Genomic DNA, 14558 nt, shown 5'->3' on the forward strand with positions numbered 1-14558 from the left:
TTAACAGGCTAACGCGGATTGGATGACCAGCATCAAGATGGCAGAGCTTTTCAACCGGAACCTGTAGCCTGTCTGCTTGGCAGATCCATGCTCAAAAAGAGCCAATTCGATCACAAAATCCAATCAGAAAGCATTGGGGCAAACTTACCAGCACTTGTTTCCGCTCATGAACACATCTGACTTGTGACCATCACACCACCCTTTACCGGGCGGCATATCTCCATGTTCGTGTGATTCGATATCAAGCCACCTTCAGAACATTGCCTCAGGCAGCACGGTTGCAATTTCCGGCAGGAACCAGATCAGCGCAACGCCGATGGCCTGCAGGATGATGAACGGAACAACCCCCCGGTAGATGTGCCCGGTCGTGACCTCGGCCGGTGCGGCGCCCCGCAGATAGAAGAGCGAGAAGCCAAAGGGCGGCGTCAGGAACGAGGTCTGAAGATTTATCGCCAGGATGATCCCCAACCAGATCGGGTCATGGCCCAACAGTATCAGTGTGGGCGTGACAATCGGCAGCACGATCACCGAGATCTCCACAAAGTCGAGGAAGAAGCCGAGAATGAACACGATCACCATGGTGACCAGCAACGCGCCGGTTGCGCCTCCGGGGAGGTTTTCCAGCCAATGCGCTACACGTTCTTCCCCTCCCAGACCGATAAACACGAGCGAGAACATTCCCGCGGCAAGGATGGTCGCAAAGATCATTGAGGTCATTGTCATCGTCGATGTGAGTGCCTCGTTGATCATCTTTTTGGCAATAACGTTTCGCAACGCGGCCAAAAGACCAATCACTCCCGCAATCGCAAGACAGATGTAAATGACACCCGCACCCGTTCCGACAAGGCCAACATCCGAACGCTGAAGGCGGACCGGAAACACGCCGGCTGCGATTGCCAGGAGGACCAGCGCGGTCGCCCCGCACAGGATCATTCGCCGGTTTTTGCCCAGCCGAGTACCCGCCATGAGCAGCGCTCCGACGGCGCCAACGGAAGCCGCCTCGGTTGGCGTCGCGATTCCCGACAGGATCGACCCCAGAACAGCCAGTATCAGCAGGATCGGCGGCACCACGGCGCTTAGCACCTCGGTCCGGTCGGGTCTTGGAACGTCATCACCCGCCGGCGGCATGTCATTCGGTCTGAGCATGCCGCGGCCGATGATGTAAAGCAGGTACAGACAGACCAGCATCAATCCCGGCAAGATGGCCGCGGCAAAAAACTGGCCAACCGACAGCGCCTCGACCGAGAACTTGCCCTGTTCATACTGCGCCTGCTGATAGGCGTTCGACATAACGTCGGCCAGGATGATGAGCAGCGTTGAGGGTGGGATGATCTGCCCCAGCGTCCCTGCCGTGCAGACGATGCCGGATGCCACCCGGGGATCGTAGCCCGAGCGCAGCATCGTCGGCAACGCGATTAGCCCCATGGCCACAACCGTGGCCCCGACTATACCCGTAGAGGCCGCCAGAAGCGCACCCACCAGAACAACCGAGATCCCCAGCCCGCCACGGAGCTGACCGAACGCCCGGCCCATGGTGTCTAGGAGATCTTCCGCGATACGGCTTTTTTCGAGCAGCGCACCCATAAGGATGAACAATGGAATGGCGATCAGAACCTGGTTCGAAATCAGGCCAAATACCCGCTGCCCGAAGGCGCCGAGGAGTGAGATGTCCATAACACCGGCGAACCAGCCCAAATAGGCGAAAATTACGGCGATGCCAGCAATGCTGAAAGCCACCGGAAAGCCAGACATGATCGCTATGATCAAAGCGACAAACATGAACAGGTCAAGATACTGTGTCATTGCACCCCCTTCCCGGCAAGAAGTCTCAGAAGAATGGCAACGGACTGGATGGATACCAGCAGACAAAAGGCCGGTATCAGCGTTTTCAATAAAAAGACCGCTTCGATGCCACCGACGGCCATGGGCCCTTCGAGAATCTTCCAGGAATTCCTTACTGAAGGCCAAGACCACCACGCCAAAGCGCACATCGCCGGTAGCAGCAATATTAGGTGCCCGATTATGTCGATTCGCCTTTTTGTGGTCGGAGAAGCCGCGGCGTAGAATATGTCAACACGCACGTGCTTATCGACAAGAAGCGTGTAACCCGCCGCAAGCATGAACAATGAAGCGTGCAGATAAAGTACGCTTTCCTGTACCGCGATCGAGTTAATCCCGAATACATAGCGCCCGAGCACGATGCCGAACTGGATCAGCAGCATCAACAGAGCGAACCAGCGTATGACCATCGCCAGCCGCAAATTTATGCTGTCCAAAAAATCCGCAAGCCGCAGCATATGAATCCTCCCCCATATGTTTGTGCGGCGCGTGGGCACCGATGGTCCCACGCGCACTTGTCTCAGTAGCCCAGGACTTGGGCGCGAGCGTTCATTTGCCCGTTATCCGCATAGGTCATGTAACTGCCGACGCTGTCGCGATAGGATACGAAGCTCTCCGTAATCTGCTGAACAAGCTTGTCGTCATCCTGACGCAATTCGTCGATGACTTCGGCAGCCGCCGTCCCCATCGCTTCGATGACACTGTCCGGGAGACGGCGCACCTGGACGCCTTCTTCGTCAACAAGGTTCTTCAGCGAAATGGCGTGTTTGGTCGTATATTCCGTCCAAACGGGGTTGTAGAGGCTTTCACAGGCATTGCTCACAACCTGTTTCAGGTCATCGGGAAGACCGTTGTACAAGTCAGCGTTGATGCCACACTCCTCTGCCGAGGACGGTTCGCCTACTCCTGGCCAGTAGTAGTATTTCGCGACTTGATGATAGCCCAATGCACTGTCCGTCCAGGGACCGATGAACTCGCCTGCGTCCAGCGCGCCGGTCTGAAGTGCCTGGAACATTGCCGGACCCGAGAGCGCTTCGGCAGCCATGCCCAGCTTGGATGCCATTTCCGATGCCAGACCTGTAGTCCGGAACTTCATTCCTTTCAGGTCATCGACCGAGGTTATCTCGTTGCGGAACCAACCTGCCCACTGCGGGCCGGAGTTGCCGCACAGGAAAGGCTTGATGCCGAAACGACCGTACATTTCATCATAGAGTGCTTGACCGCCGCCATGGTAAAGCCAGCCGACTTGCTCATCGGCGCGCAGCCCGAATGGCTGAGAACCAAAGAGCAGGATGCCCTTGGATTTCGAGCCCCAATAGGCCGGAACGGCATGATACAACTCAGCGGTGCCTTCGCTGACCGCGTCGAATACACCGCGACCGGGCACGAGTTCGCCGGCGGCAAACAGTTTGACCTCGATACGGCCACCCGACAGGGTTGTGATCCGGTCGGCCAACATCTGTGCCGCGACACCGGGACCGGGCAGGTTCTTGGGCCATGCCGTGACCATTTTCCACTGTCGTTTGTCTTGAGCGATCGCCGGTGTGGCCAGCGGTGCCGCTATGGCGCCAACGGCGCCGGTCTTCAGGAATCTGCGTCTATCCATTTCTTGGTACTCCCTAGTTGGTTGCAGGCAGATGGTTTAATTTCCGAGGATCGCAGGTAGTCGCAAGCCACATTTGCGGGCGTGCTCTTTGGCGATATCGTAGCCGGCGTCGGCATGACGCCAGACACCGGTTGCAGGGTCATTCCACAGAACGCGCTCAATGCGCCTGGCGGCATCTTCGGTGCCGTCAGCGCAAATCACAACGCCGGAATGCTGACTGAAGCCCATGCCGACGCCGCCGCCATGGTGCAGAGACACCCAAGTCGCCCCCGAGGCAGTGTTGATTAGCGCGTTCAATAACGGCCAGTCGGATACCGCATCCGATCCGTCCATCATAGCTTCGGTCTCCCGGTTGGGCGATGCAACCGATCCGGAGTCAAGGTGGTCCCGTCCGATGACGATAGGAGCTTTCAGTTCACCGTTCGCCACCATTTCGTTGAATGCCAGACCCAACCGGTGACGATCACCCAGACCGACCCAGCAGATACGCGCCGGCAGACCCTGAAACTCAATACGGGCGCGCGCCATATCCAGCCAATTGTGCAGGTGTGCGTCGTCCGGCAGCAGTTCTTTGACCTTCTGGTCGGTTTTGTAGATATCTTCAGGATCGCCCGATAGCGCCGCCCAGCGGAACGGACCGATGCCTTTGCAGAACAGCGGCCGGATATAGGCCGGAACAAAGCCGGGGAAGGCAAAGGCGTTCTCCAATCCTTCTTCTAACGCCATCTGGCGAATATTGTTACCGTAATCAACGGTCGGCACACCGTCGTCATGGAAGGCGACCATCGCCTCGACCTGCGCCTTCATCGAGGCGCGCGCCGCGCGTTCAACCCCTTTGGGGTCCGTCTCGGCCCTGGCGCGCCACTCGGCCACGGTCCAGTTCTGCGGCAGGTATCCATTCACCGGGTCATGGGCACTGGTTTGGTCGGTAACGATATCCGGGCGCATTCCACCGGCCTTCATGCGGCGGTATATTTCGGGGAATACGTCAGCGGCGTTGCCAATCAGCGCGACGGATTTAGCCTCACCCGCCCTGGTCCAGCCATCAATCATCTCCAGCGCCTGATCAAGGTCGCGGGTCTTTTCGTCCACATACCTGGTGCGCACGCGGAAATCGGCGCTCTTTTCGTCACATTCGACAGCCAGGCAACAGGCACCGGCCATAACCGCCGCCAAGGGTTGCGCGCCGCCCATGCCGCCCAAGCCACCGGTCAGGACCCATTTGCCGGTCAGATCGCCGCCATAGTGCTGACGTCCGGCCTCGACAAAGGTCTCGTAGGTGCCCTGAACGATACCTTGCGAGCCGATATAAATCCAAGAGCCCGCCGTCATCTGACCGTACATCGTCAGACCCTTGCGGTCCAACTCGTTGAAATGGTCCCAGGTGGCCCAATGCGGCACAAGATTCGAGTTGGCGATCAGCACGCGCGGTGCATCCTTGTGGGTGCGAATGATCGAAACCGGCTTGCCCGACTGGACGATGAGCGTTTCATCCTCTTCCAGCCCCTTCAGGCAGTCGACGATCAGATCGAAATCCTTCCACGTCCGCGCCGCACGCCCGATGCCGCCATACACCACCAATTCATGCGGGTTTTCGGCTACATCCGGGTGCAGGTTGTTCATCATCATGCGCAGCGGCGCTTCGGTCAGCCAGCTCTTCGCATTCAGCTCCGGGCCGGTGGGAGGGTATATGTCGCGTGAGTTCTTGCGCGGATCACTCATGTTGCATGTCCTTTCTGGTTCATTGCGCCCGACACGGCGAAGATCGCTGAGTTTGCAGGCATTGCCTGACAACGCCGTCCGAGGGCACAGACGCGGTTCTCGCGGCGAGCCCAATTCGGAGCGCCGCCCTGACCGGCAGCCGGTTGATATACAAGTCGTTGCCGGCCGATCGGCATCCATCGCCCGTCAGCCGTGCCAAGATGCATCCCGGTACAGGAGTGCCGCCATGCCGTTGCACTATCGCGATGGGATTGCCCCCCGGCTGAGTCGAACAGGTTCATAAGGCACCCGCGAATATCCGGCTGTGGAGTGGATTGGCACCGATGAGATAGGAGAGCTCCGCCATATCTTCGACGTCCCAGATTGCCAGGTCAGCCCGCATACCTTCGGCAATCACGCCACGATCTTCCAATCCGAGCGCGTGTGCAGCATTGAGGGTTGTGCCTGCCAGCGCCTCGCTGGGCGTAAGCCCGAACAGCGTGCAACACATATTCATGGCCAGAAGCACAGAACCCATCGGTGAGGATCCGGGGTTCCAGTCGGTCGCGACAGCCATCGGAACATCGTGCCTGCGGAAGGCGTCGATAGGTGGTTTTTGGGTCTCTTTCAGTGTGTAGAACGCGCCGGGCAGCAACACCGCAACACTGCCTGCATCAGCAAGAGCGCGGGCGTCGGCTTCGGTGGCGTATTCAACATGATCGACCGATAGCGCCCCGTATCGTGCCGCCAGTGCGGTCCCTCCCAAATGACCCAACTGCTCCGCATGAAGCTTGACTGGCAGCCCCAATGATTTTGCATGATCAAACACCCTGCTGATCTGGTCCGGGTTAAAGGCGATACTCTCGCAGAATCCATCCACCGCATCGACCAGATTTTCGACATGGGCAGCATCCAGCGTCGGGATGCAGATGGTATCGATGTAGGTGTCTGGGTCTATGCCCTTCGGGGATGCATGCGCACCCAGATATGTAGTTTTCACGTTGATCGGCCGCTCCTGCGCGATCCGGCGCGCGACCCGCAGCATCTTCAGCTCGGTCTCAGGCTCCAGCCCATAGCCTGATTTGATCTCGACTGTCGCAACACCTTCGGCAATCAGCGCGTCAACCCGGCGCAGTCCCTGCGAAAGCAGGTCCTTTTCGCCAGCTTCGCGGGTCGCGGATACAGTAGAAACGATACCACCACCAGCCCGGGCGATTTCTTCATAACTTGCCCCTTCAAGCCGCATCTCGAATTCGCGGGCACGGTTGCCGCCGTGCACAAGGTGGGTGTGGCAATCAACGAGAGCCGGCGTTGCCAACCGGCCATCATAGGAAACCGCGGGGATTTCCTGAAACTCTTTCGGAAGTTCCGTGATTGCACCGACCCAGGCAATCCGGCCGCCTCGGATCACTATTCCCGCTTGCGGGACCAGTCCGACACCGTCTGGTCCAATCATGGTTGCCGCTGAAACATTCGTTATGAGCCGAACGTCTTCCATTTTTCTTCACTCTTGTATTATGTCTGCAATAAATTTATTATGTAGCTACATAATTGTCAACAGACCAAGAGAAAAATGCACGCTATTTACGCAAAACAAGCACTTACGCCGAAAGGCTGGGCAAGTGACGTTGAAATTAAGGTTGGCCCAGACGGCCAAATCACCAATGTTACAGAGAATTCGCCTGTTCGCGGGCAGGTCCGCGACCTCGTTCTGCCAGCGCCAGTTAACCTGCATAGTCACGCGTTTCAGCGGGCAATGGCCGGCTTGACTGAAACCCGCAGCACTGACCCGCGCGACACTTTCTGGTCCTGGCGCAAATTGATGTACCAGTTCCTGGACCGTTTGACGCCCGAACAGGTCGAAGCGATCGCCAATCTGGTCTTTATGGAAATGCTGGAAGCCGGCTACGCTGGTGTTACCGAGTTCCATTATTTGCACCATTCAGTCGGCGGCGCCGTCTATAGTGACCTTGGCGAAATGTCGGGCCGTATCATTTCGGCGGCGAAGCGGACCGGGATCGGGCTCACTCTCCTGCCAGCGCTGTACACCTATGGCGGATGCAACCGGCGGCCTCTGGAAGGGGGGCAGCAACGGTTCGGCAACGATCTGACCCAATTCAGCAACCTGTACGACGCCGCGCGCGCGCAAATTGCAGACGCGCCCGATGATTTTGAAATCGGAGTGGCGCCTCACTCACTGCGAGCTGTATCAGCGGAGGATTTTGCGTCAGTTGTCGAAAGCTTCGGAAACGGTCCGATCCATATGCACCTGGCAGAGCAGGTAGCCGAGGTCGATGAAGTGCAGGCCGCCCTTGGCGCCCGCCCTGTCGAATGGCTTTTGGACAATGCGCAGGTCGACAGCCGCTGGTGCCTGATTCACACAACACAGATGACAGATGCGGAAACCGCCGGCCTTGCTCAATCAGGCGCCGTTTCGGGTCTCTGTCCTATCACCGAATCCAGTCTAGGTGACGGTGTTTTCAACGGAGTTGAATACAGTGCCCAAAGTGGGCGGTACGGTATCGGTTCGGATTCAAACGTCCATATCGCTTTGTTCGACGAGCTGGCAACGCTGGAATATTCCCAGCGTCTAAGAGATCGTTGCCGCGCAGCGCTGGCCACCCCAGAACGGTCCACAGGAAGGGCGTTATTCGATGCTGTTGCCACCGGCGGCGCGCAAGCCAGTGGCCGCGACTCGGGACGGATCGAGGTTGGCCGGCAGGCGGACCTGATCGGCCTCAGTACAGACAATGAATGGATATGCGGACGGACCGGCGACGCCTGCCTCGACAGCCTGATCTTTGGCGGGCGGGGGCGTGAGTGCATTACCGACGTATGGAGTGCCGGACGCCACGTTGTAAAATCGGGTCGCCACGTCAAGCGAGACGCTATAGTAGAGGAATTCAGAAAAGTGATAACGGAACTGGGGCAGCATATATGATGACCGGAGCCCGACTATCCTGGAAGGAGGTACGCGACAGGATTCATCAACGTATCCTTTCGGGAGATTACGCCCCAGGTGACCGACTGCCCCGTGACGCGGATATTGCCGAGGAGTTACATTGTGCCCGCTCCACGGTTCAGCGCGCCATGCAAGACCTTTCCGATGGGGGAATTGTTGAACGTCGCCGCAAAGGCGGCACCCGTGTGCGATCCGATCCTGTCACTCGTGCGACACTGGACATTCCGGTCACCCGGACAGAGGTTGAACAGAAAGGTGCTCGTTACGGATATCAGTTGATAAGCTCCAAGACTGCAATGACACCCCGATCGGTGACGGGAAATTTTGAGCTTGCTCAGCGCAAGGAGATGCTCCGTGTAAAGGCGCTCCACCTTTCGGACGGTCGGCCTTATATCCTCGAAGATCGCTGGGTCGACACGACGACTGTTCCGGAAATCCTCGATATTGATCTGACCACGGTCAGCGCAAATGAATGGCTGGTCCAGAACAAACCCTACAGCAGATGCGATCTACGATTTTATGCCGAAAGCGCAAGCCCAGAAAGCGCCGAACTCCTAAACGCCAAGATTGGCGACGCATTGTTTGTCATTGAACGAACGACCTGGATCGACGAAGCACCCATCACGCTGGTCAGGGCGCAAACAGCACCAGGTTATCAGCTATTGACCCGAATATGATCGCTATAGGAAGGCGATCCGCTGGGGACGTCTTTTCCGTATAAGGCAATCCGCCAAATATGAGGTAGCTCGTTCGATGCACCGGATCTCGAGCCAGTCAAGGGCTACCTCACATCGATGAATGTAGAATGCAAGAAATTTCAGAAGAAAATTGCGGGCATCACCGGATACTTTTGTCAAGGCTAAGGACTCATTGATCAAAACGCTGTCTCATTGAAACCATCCAGATAAGCGTCCATCTGAGATGAAAAATGGAGAGCTATCGCGTTGGAAACAAACCGAACGACATCAGATTTCGTCATTAATCATGGCTTGCGGCCCGAACACCGCGCGCCCGCCGCTCGGGGATATTGGAGAGCATTTGCAACGAAGCTGCGCTATCCACTGGGTCCAGAAGCAAAGGCTGTGGCTTTCATAGAGGGCGTGCTTGATCCGGATTATGCAATCAGCGCGTTGTCCGATACAGGCGCATTTCTCGGCGTTGCCGGATTCAGATCGCATAGCGGATCATTCATTGGCGGTGACATCAAGGATCTTGCTGCCGTCTACGGATGGGTGGGCGGGACACTCCGCGGCGTTCTCGTGAGCGTTCTGGAGCGCAAGGTTGAAGACGGTACATTGTTGATGGATGGTATTTTCGTGGAACCGGAAGCTCGCGGGCGCGGTGTAGGAACCGCGTTATTGCATGCGATCGAGGATCATGCGGTATCCGCGAAACTTCAGCGCATTCGGCTTGATGTGATCGATATAAACCCTCGAGCTCGGTCGCTTTACGAGCGAGAGGGCTTTAGGGAAAGATCGGTTATGTCGCTTGGCATACTTAGCAGGATTTTTGGTTTCTCTCATGCGACGGAGATGACAAAGCGCATTTAGGATCGTTCAAAAAACCACAAATGATTTCACTTGAACATGCTTCCCCTGACCGCAACGAATGACCACAACATCCCGCTTTGTTGAGGTCCGAAACTCTGCTTCACACCATCCTGACAGCTAACTGGAATTTCTCCCGACGGTCTGCGATGGCTTCTCGTGGAACTTGGCCTCATATTGTGCCGCGAACCGACCAAGATTTGAAAATCCCCATTTGAGCGCCACATCCGTAACGGTGGCTTGTGCAAGTTTCAAATCCGAGTGAGCGCGATCGAGGCGGATGTCACGTAAAACCGTCATCGGACTTTTGTCCCGAAAATTTCTGAAAGCGTTCTGCAAAGCCCGTTCGCTGCAACCAACCTCTCGAGCCAGAATTTCCATTGATACTGGTTCGTGAGCATGTGCCTGCAACCAGTCTTCGGCCCGGCGCACAACTCCTGGAATAGCATATTCGATTGATGCATCAGGTCCAAAACTGTAGTTATGCGGCAATGTACTGAGAATGCATGTCGTCAGATAATCAAAGAAACTAGCGTTGACGATTTCATGCTCAAATGCCTGTTCCGAATTACCATGTAACGTGAGCAAATAGCTGAACAAGCTTAGGATTATGCCGCCACGATGGGTATCTAAATCGATGCCGGGCGAAAATCGCAATGAATCATCGAGCTCGCAATTGAACAAGCTCCGCGCCCGCGCTTCCAGCCGATCTGCGGGAATTGCCAGGTAGATCATCTTGTTGCCGGCAGAAGCCACAACCTTGGTTCCAGCATTTCTGCGGATTATGCGCCCTCGTTTTTTGTGGCATTCAATTTTTCCGAAATGCGTATCGAAAACCATGCAAGATCCCGAAAGCGGGAGTGCGAGACAATACAACTGCTGATCGACCAGTGTTGTACCTTCGGTTGAGAAGCCCCAATCCGCGATCGTTGTCTTTATGCCGGGAAAGCTGGCGCTTGATAGCACCACCGAGCCGCCCGATTTTGGAGAATCAAGTGGAACAACCTGATGTCCACCATCATGCCCATGAGAGAACCAGCTTCCCACCTCATCCGCCGTCGAAGCCGGGCCGTGTCGATGCTTGTTCTCAAATCGACCAACTGAATTTGCAAGTAAACTCATGGAAAAAAGTCCGCCAAACCAGTGTCCATTTAGTTAACACACTGTTTAACACGCGCCTGCCAAGTTTGGAACAAATACATGCTCAACCAATTGTTACTGGGCAAACCATCTGTCTTGCCTGTCGGGTTGGGACCTGATTGCCAGAACTTGTCCTTGTTGGGATTTCATCGGCCGCGCATTCTGTTCAGAAGCGTTCATTGTCTGGATTGATTTGCAGAATAAGCTACTTTGGTCCTGCTCACCCAAAGTTCGGCATTCGATTACTCATTCCATTACGTTGCACTCCTTCCAAGGCATCCTTGCTCTCCCGCAAGGGGCCAAAAGTGTAACCCATGTGTCCGGAATGAAATGTCACCCATCTCTCAGGAAGGGCAACGCGAAAATGCAGAGCGGAAGGAAATCGGAAAAGAGCGAAAGGCCTTTGTTTGTCGCACTTGGGCTCGCGCCTCGACAAACTGTGCGAGATCGCCTTGTCCGAAGCACGCGCCTTCCGTAGCAAACAGTACCTCCGAACAGGCTGATCCGTGCCCCCTGGGGAGACCTAGCGCAATTCTGATCTAGCTTGGAACATTTGATGGTGGAAGATCGGTTCACTCGGCTAGGTGTTTAGTCCCGTCAGCGCCTCGTTGAGGATCAGCTTGTCGAGCGTCAGACCGGAGACTGCCTTGCTCAACCGAGCGTTCTCGTTCTCAAGTTCCTTCAGCCGATGGGTCTGGCTGACTTCCACGCCGCCGTGCTCACGGCGCCACCTGTAGTAACTCTGCCCTGACACTCCGAAGCCACGGCAACTCTCTTCGACCGTCCGGCCATGGCTCAGCCTGATCTCCGCTTCACGCAGCATTCCTGTGATCTGTTCGGGTTTGTTAGTCTTCCGGCTCATCCCCTTCTTCTTCAAGCGCACGAATTAAGCCAGATTCAAACAAGCAGCGTGGACTACTTTCCGGGACCCAGGTCACACGCAGTTCCCCTATGTTTCCTGATCCTGTGATTTAGCTAAGGGTGGTTCCATCCGGCGCAAAGAGGTGCGCGTTTTCAACCTGAATTCTAAGACCAATCCTATCCCCCGAGCGCGCCGGGATATTACCGTGCTTTCGAACCATCAGAGGACCGATCCCATCCACTTTAACATAGATATTCGTATCTGAACCCAGATGTTCAACCACATCAGCCACCGCGGTCAGATCACCCTGATTGAGATCGACGACTTCAAGATGTTCCGGCCTGATCCCAAGCGCTGTCGCGCGCCGCGTATCCGACGTTCGCGGAACGGAAATGAGCGTGCCGTTCCGAGTCGTCACGCCGGTTTCACCGCCCTCCACTTCGACGACATTCATCGTGGGCGAGCCAATAAATTGTGCAACAAATCTATTGGCTGGGCGCTCATAGAGTTCCAGAGGGCTTCCGACCTGTTGAATATCTCCGCCATGCAAGACAACAATCCGGTCGGCGAGCGTAAGCGCTTCGACCTGATCATGCGTAACATAAATCATAGTTGAGCCAAGCTTCTGATGAAGCCGCGCGATTTCCAGTCGCATCTCAACGCGAAGCGCTGCGTCGAGGTTTGAAAGCGGCTCGTCAAAGAGAAACGCGCGCGGATTGCGAATAATCGCGCGTCCCATGGCCACACGCTGACGCTGCCCTCCGGACAGCGCCTTAGGCAACCGGTCTATCAGATGACTAAGGCCGAGTGTCTGAGCGGCCTCGGCAACTTTGCTCCGTCGTGTCTCGGTGGGTTCTTTCCGGATTTCCATGGAAAAACCCATATTCCGGCCAACATCCATATGCGGATAGAGCGCGTAGGATTGGAAAACCATCGCGATATCCCGATCTCGAGGACGTACATCGTTCATGTGTGCCCCATCGATCAGAAAATCGCCGCCGGAGATGGGCTCTAGTCCGGCAATCATGCGCAATAGCGTGGACTTGCCGCACCCGGAAGGCCCGACAAGAACGACAAACTCGCCATCCGCTATTTGAAGGTTGATGTCGCGCAGAACCTCGACCGGGCCGTAGCTTTTGGAGACATCCTTCAATTCGAGGTGGGCCATGGCTTATCCTTTCACCGCGCCGGAGGTCAGCCCCTGGACGAGATAGCGTTGAATGAAAATGAAGAAGAGACAGGACGGGATCAGCGCAAGAACACCTGCGGCCATCATCTGCCCCCAATCGACGGAGAACTTTGAAACAAAAGTCAAAAGCCCCACCGGGAAGGTCATCGCATCATTGCGGGAAATCAGCATGAGCGCAAAAAGAAGCTCCGACCAGGCGGCGGTAAAGACAAAGCCCAGCGTCGCGCCGAGACCTGGTAATGTCAGTGGGAATACCACCTTGCGCAGCGCCTGAAAGCGAGAACAGCCATCCATCATCGCCGCCTCTTCAAGGTCTTTGGGAATGCCGTCAAAGAAACTTTGCATCAGGAAGGTTGCGAACGGGATGTTGAAAGCCGTGTAAACCACGATCAGTGATGTAAGTGAGTTCAAAAGCCCCAGATCCGCCACGATTTTATAGATCGGCGCAATGATCATCAGCAGCGGAAACATCTGGGTGATGAGCATCACCGCGATGATGATCTTCTTGCCCGCAAAGACAAAGCGCGAAAACGCGTATCCTGCCCCTGCCGCGACCAGCGTCGTAACAAATGCGGTGCCCAGCGATACGATCAGCGAATTGCCAAAGTATGCGAGAAAATCAGTAGCGAAGAGAACAGCCGAAAAATTCGACCAGGTCATCGCCGAGGGTAGCAATCGGGTGCCTTCGCTGAAAATCAACGCATCCGGTGTCAGCGCAATTTTTAGGAGCCAATAGAGCGGGAAGAGCGCGAAGGCCAGGTAGAACAGAAGTGCCGCGTACTTTCCGACTGCAAACAAAGGGTGGCGACGGCGCATGATGGACATCGGTTCAGATTCTCACAAGCTTCTTGCGCAGCCATAGCAGGATCAAGGCGTAGACGAGTAGAATGGCCAGCAGCGCCACGGCGATTGTGGAGGCATAGCCGAAATCGAGCTTCCGAAAGGCCGTGGTAAAGATATAGGTGGACAGAATTTGGGTTGAATTCGCCGGCCCGCCGCCGGTCATGACAAAAATCAGATCAGCGAAGTTGGCAATCCAGATCGTGCGCAACATCACCGTGATCGCGATCATCGGCGCGAGGAAAGGAAGCGTGATTTTCGTGAAGCTTTGCCAAGGCGTCGCTCCGTCGATTTCAGCGGCTTCATAAAGCTCGGACGGAATTGACTGGAGTGCGGCAAGCAATGTGATTGCAAAAAACGGCACACCAAACCAGATGTTGGCCATGATCGGGCCCCACATGGCAAGATCAGGGTCGCCCAGAATGTTGTAGGGCTCTGACAGGATGCCGACAGCGACCAACCAATGCGGCAACGGTCCGATCACCGGATTAAAGAGCCACGCCCATGTCAGCGCAGACAAAAACGTCGGCACTGCCCAAGGCAGAAAGACAAGCGCCTGAAACAGACGTTTGCCAAAGAACTGCGTGTTCAGCAAAAGCGCGAGCCCCAGCCCCAATAGAAACTGAAAGGTGATGGACCAGAACGTCCAGAAAAAGGTATTCTCTAGTGCAATCCAGAATTTGCGATCCGTCCACAGATCGGCGTAATTGTCGAGCCCGACCCAGCCGGTCTTGAACGGGTTCAGAAGCTCAATGGATTGGAAGGAATAGGATATCCCGATGATCAGCGGCATCATCATGACTGCCCCGATCAGGATCACTGCGGGTGCTAGATAGTAGAAAGGCTCCACCATATATTGCAGGTAGAGTGAG

13 protein-coding genes are annotated in these 14558 nt (G+C 55.9%); 3 read left to right on the forward strand and 10 right to left on the reverse strand.

The annotated features are described in order from the left end of the window. Positions 1 to 252: 252 nt before the first annotated feature. From OOZ53_RS24505 to hutI, 5 genes are all read right to left on the reverse strand, one after another. The gene (locus OOZ53_RS24505; protein WP_271092472.1) at positions 253 to 1803 is read right to left on the reverse strand and encodes a TRAP transporter large permease; all 1551 of its coding nucleotides are present in this window, start codon (positions 1801 to 1803) and stop codon (positions 253 to 255) included. After that, complete coding sequence (locus tag OOZ53_RS24510) at positions 1800 to 2297, reverse strand: TRAP transporter small permease subunit (protein WP_271092417.1); 498 nt, start codon at positions 2295 to 2297, stop codon at positions 1800 to 1802. Before OOZ53_RS24510 ends, OOZ53_RS24505 begins: the two co-directional genes overlap by 4 nt. Before the next feature lie 62 nt (positions 2298 to 2359). After that, positions 2360 to 3445: a TRAP transporter substrate-binding protein gene (locus tag OOZ53_RS24515; protein ID WP_271092418.1), complete on the reverse strand. Its 1086-nt coding sequence runs from the start codon at positions 3443 to 3445 to the stop codon at positions 2360 to 2362. 36 nt (positions 3446 to 3481) lie between these two features. Next, positions 3482 to 5167: a urocanate hydratase gene (hutU, locus tag OOZ53_RS24520; protein ID WP_271092419.1), complete on the reverse strand. Its 1686-nt coding sequence runs from the start codon at positions 5165 to 5167 to the stop codon at positions 3482 to 3484. A 277-nt stretch (positions 5168 to 5444) separates the two neighbouring features. Further along, positions 5445 to 6644, reverse strand: coding sequence for an imidazolonepropionase (gene hutI, locus OOZ53_RS24525; RefSeq protein ID WP_271092420.1), 1200 nt, complete (start codon positions 6642 to 6644; stop codon positions 5445 to 5447). A gap of 75 nt (positions 6645 to 6719) precedes the next feature. Between hutI and OOZ53_RS24530 the strand changes: the two genes are divergently transcribed. From OOZ53_RS24530 to OOZ53_RS24540, 3 genes are all read left to right on the forward strand, one after another. Then, positions 6720 to 8087, forward strand: coding sequence for a formimidoylglutamate deiminase (locus OOZ53_RS24530; RefSeq protein WP_271092421.1), 1368 nt, complete (start codon positions 6720 to 6722; stop codon positions 8085 to 8087). Then, entirely contained in the window at positions 8084 to 8785 is a 702-nt protein-coding gene (locus OOZ53_RS24535; RefSeq protein WP_271092422.1) for a histidine utilization transcriptional repressor HutC, read from the forward strand. Before OOZ53_RS24530 ends, OOZ53_RS24535 begins: the two co-directional genes overlap by 4 nt. Before the next feature lie 267 nt (positions 8786 to 9052). Continuing rightward, on the forward strand, positions 9053 to 9658 hold the full coding sequence (locus OOZ53_RS24540) for a GNAT family N-acetyltransferase (protein WP_271092423.1): 606 nt from the start codon (positions 9053 to 9055) through the stop codon (positions 9656 to 9658). Positions 9659 to 9775: 117 nt separating this feature from the next. On the opposite strand, the gene OOZ53_RS24545 is transcribed toward OOZ53_RS24540, so the two are convergent. The 5 genes from OOZ53_RS24545 to OOZ53_RS24565 all read right to left on the reverse strand — a co-directional run bounded on the left by OOZ53_RS24545 (position 9776) and on the right by OOZ53_RS24565 (position 14539). After that, the gene (locus tag OOZ53_RS24545) at positions 9776 to 10777 is read right to left on the reverse strand and encodes a helix-turn-helix transcriptional regulator (RefSeq protein WP_271092424.1); all 1002 of its coding nucleotides are present in this window, start codon (positions 10775 to 10777) and stop codon (positions 9776 to 9778) included. A gap of 598 nt (positions 10778 to 11375) precedes the next feature. After that, on the reverse strand, positions 11376 to 11657 hold the full coding sequence (locus OOZ53_RS24550) for a transposase (protein ID WP_271092425.1): 282 nt from the start codon (positions 11655 to 11657) through the stop codon (positions 11376 to 11378). 109 nt (positions 11658 to 11766) lie between these two features. Next, positions 11767 to 12825 carry an ABC transporter ATP-binding protein gene (locus OOZ53_RS24555; protein WP_271092426.1) on the reverse strand — a complete coding sequence of 353 codons (1059 nt, stop codon included), beginning with the start codon at positions 12823 to 12825 and terminating at the stop codon, positions 11767 to 11769. A gap of 3 nt (positions 12826 to 12828) precedes the next feature. Beyond that, complete coding sequence (locus OOZ53_RS24560) at positions 12829 to 13662, reverse strand: carbohydrate ABC transporter permease (protein ID WP_271092473.1); 834 nt, start codon at positions 13660 to 13662, stop codon at positions 12829 to 12831. Between the two features lie 13 nt (positions 13663 to 13675). Beyond that, positions 13676 to 14539, reverse strand: a complete 864-nt coding sequence (locus tag OOZ53_RS24565; RefSeq protein WP_271092474.1) for a carbohydrate ABC transporter permease — start codon at positions 14537 to 14539, stop codon at positions 13676 to 13678. Positions 14540 to 14558 lie beyond the last annotated feature (19 nt).

The organism is Allohoeflea poritis (assembly GCF_027889715.1).
Taxonomy (GTDB): domain Bacteria; phylum Pseudomonadota; class Alphaproteobacteria; order Rhizobiales; family Rhizobiaceae; genus Hoeflea_A; species Hoeflea_A poritis.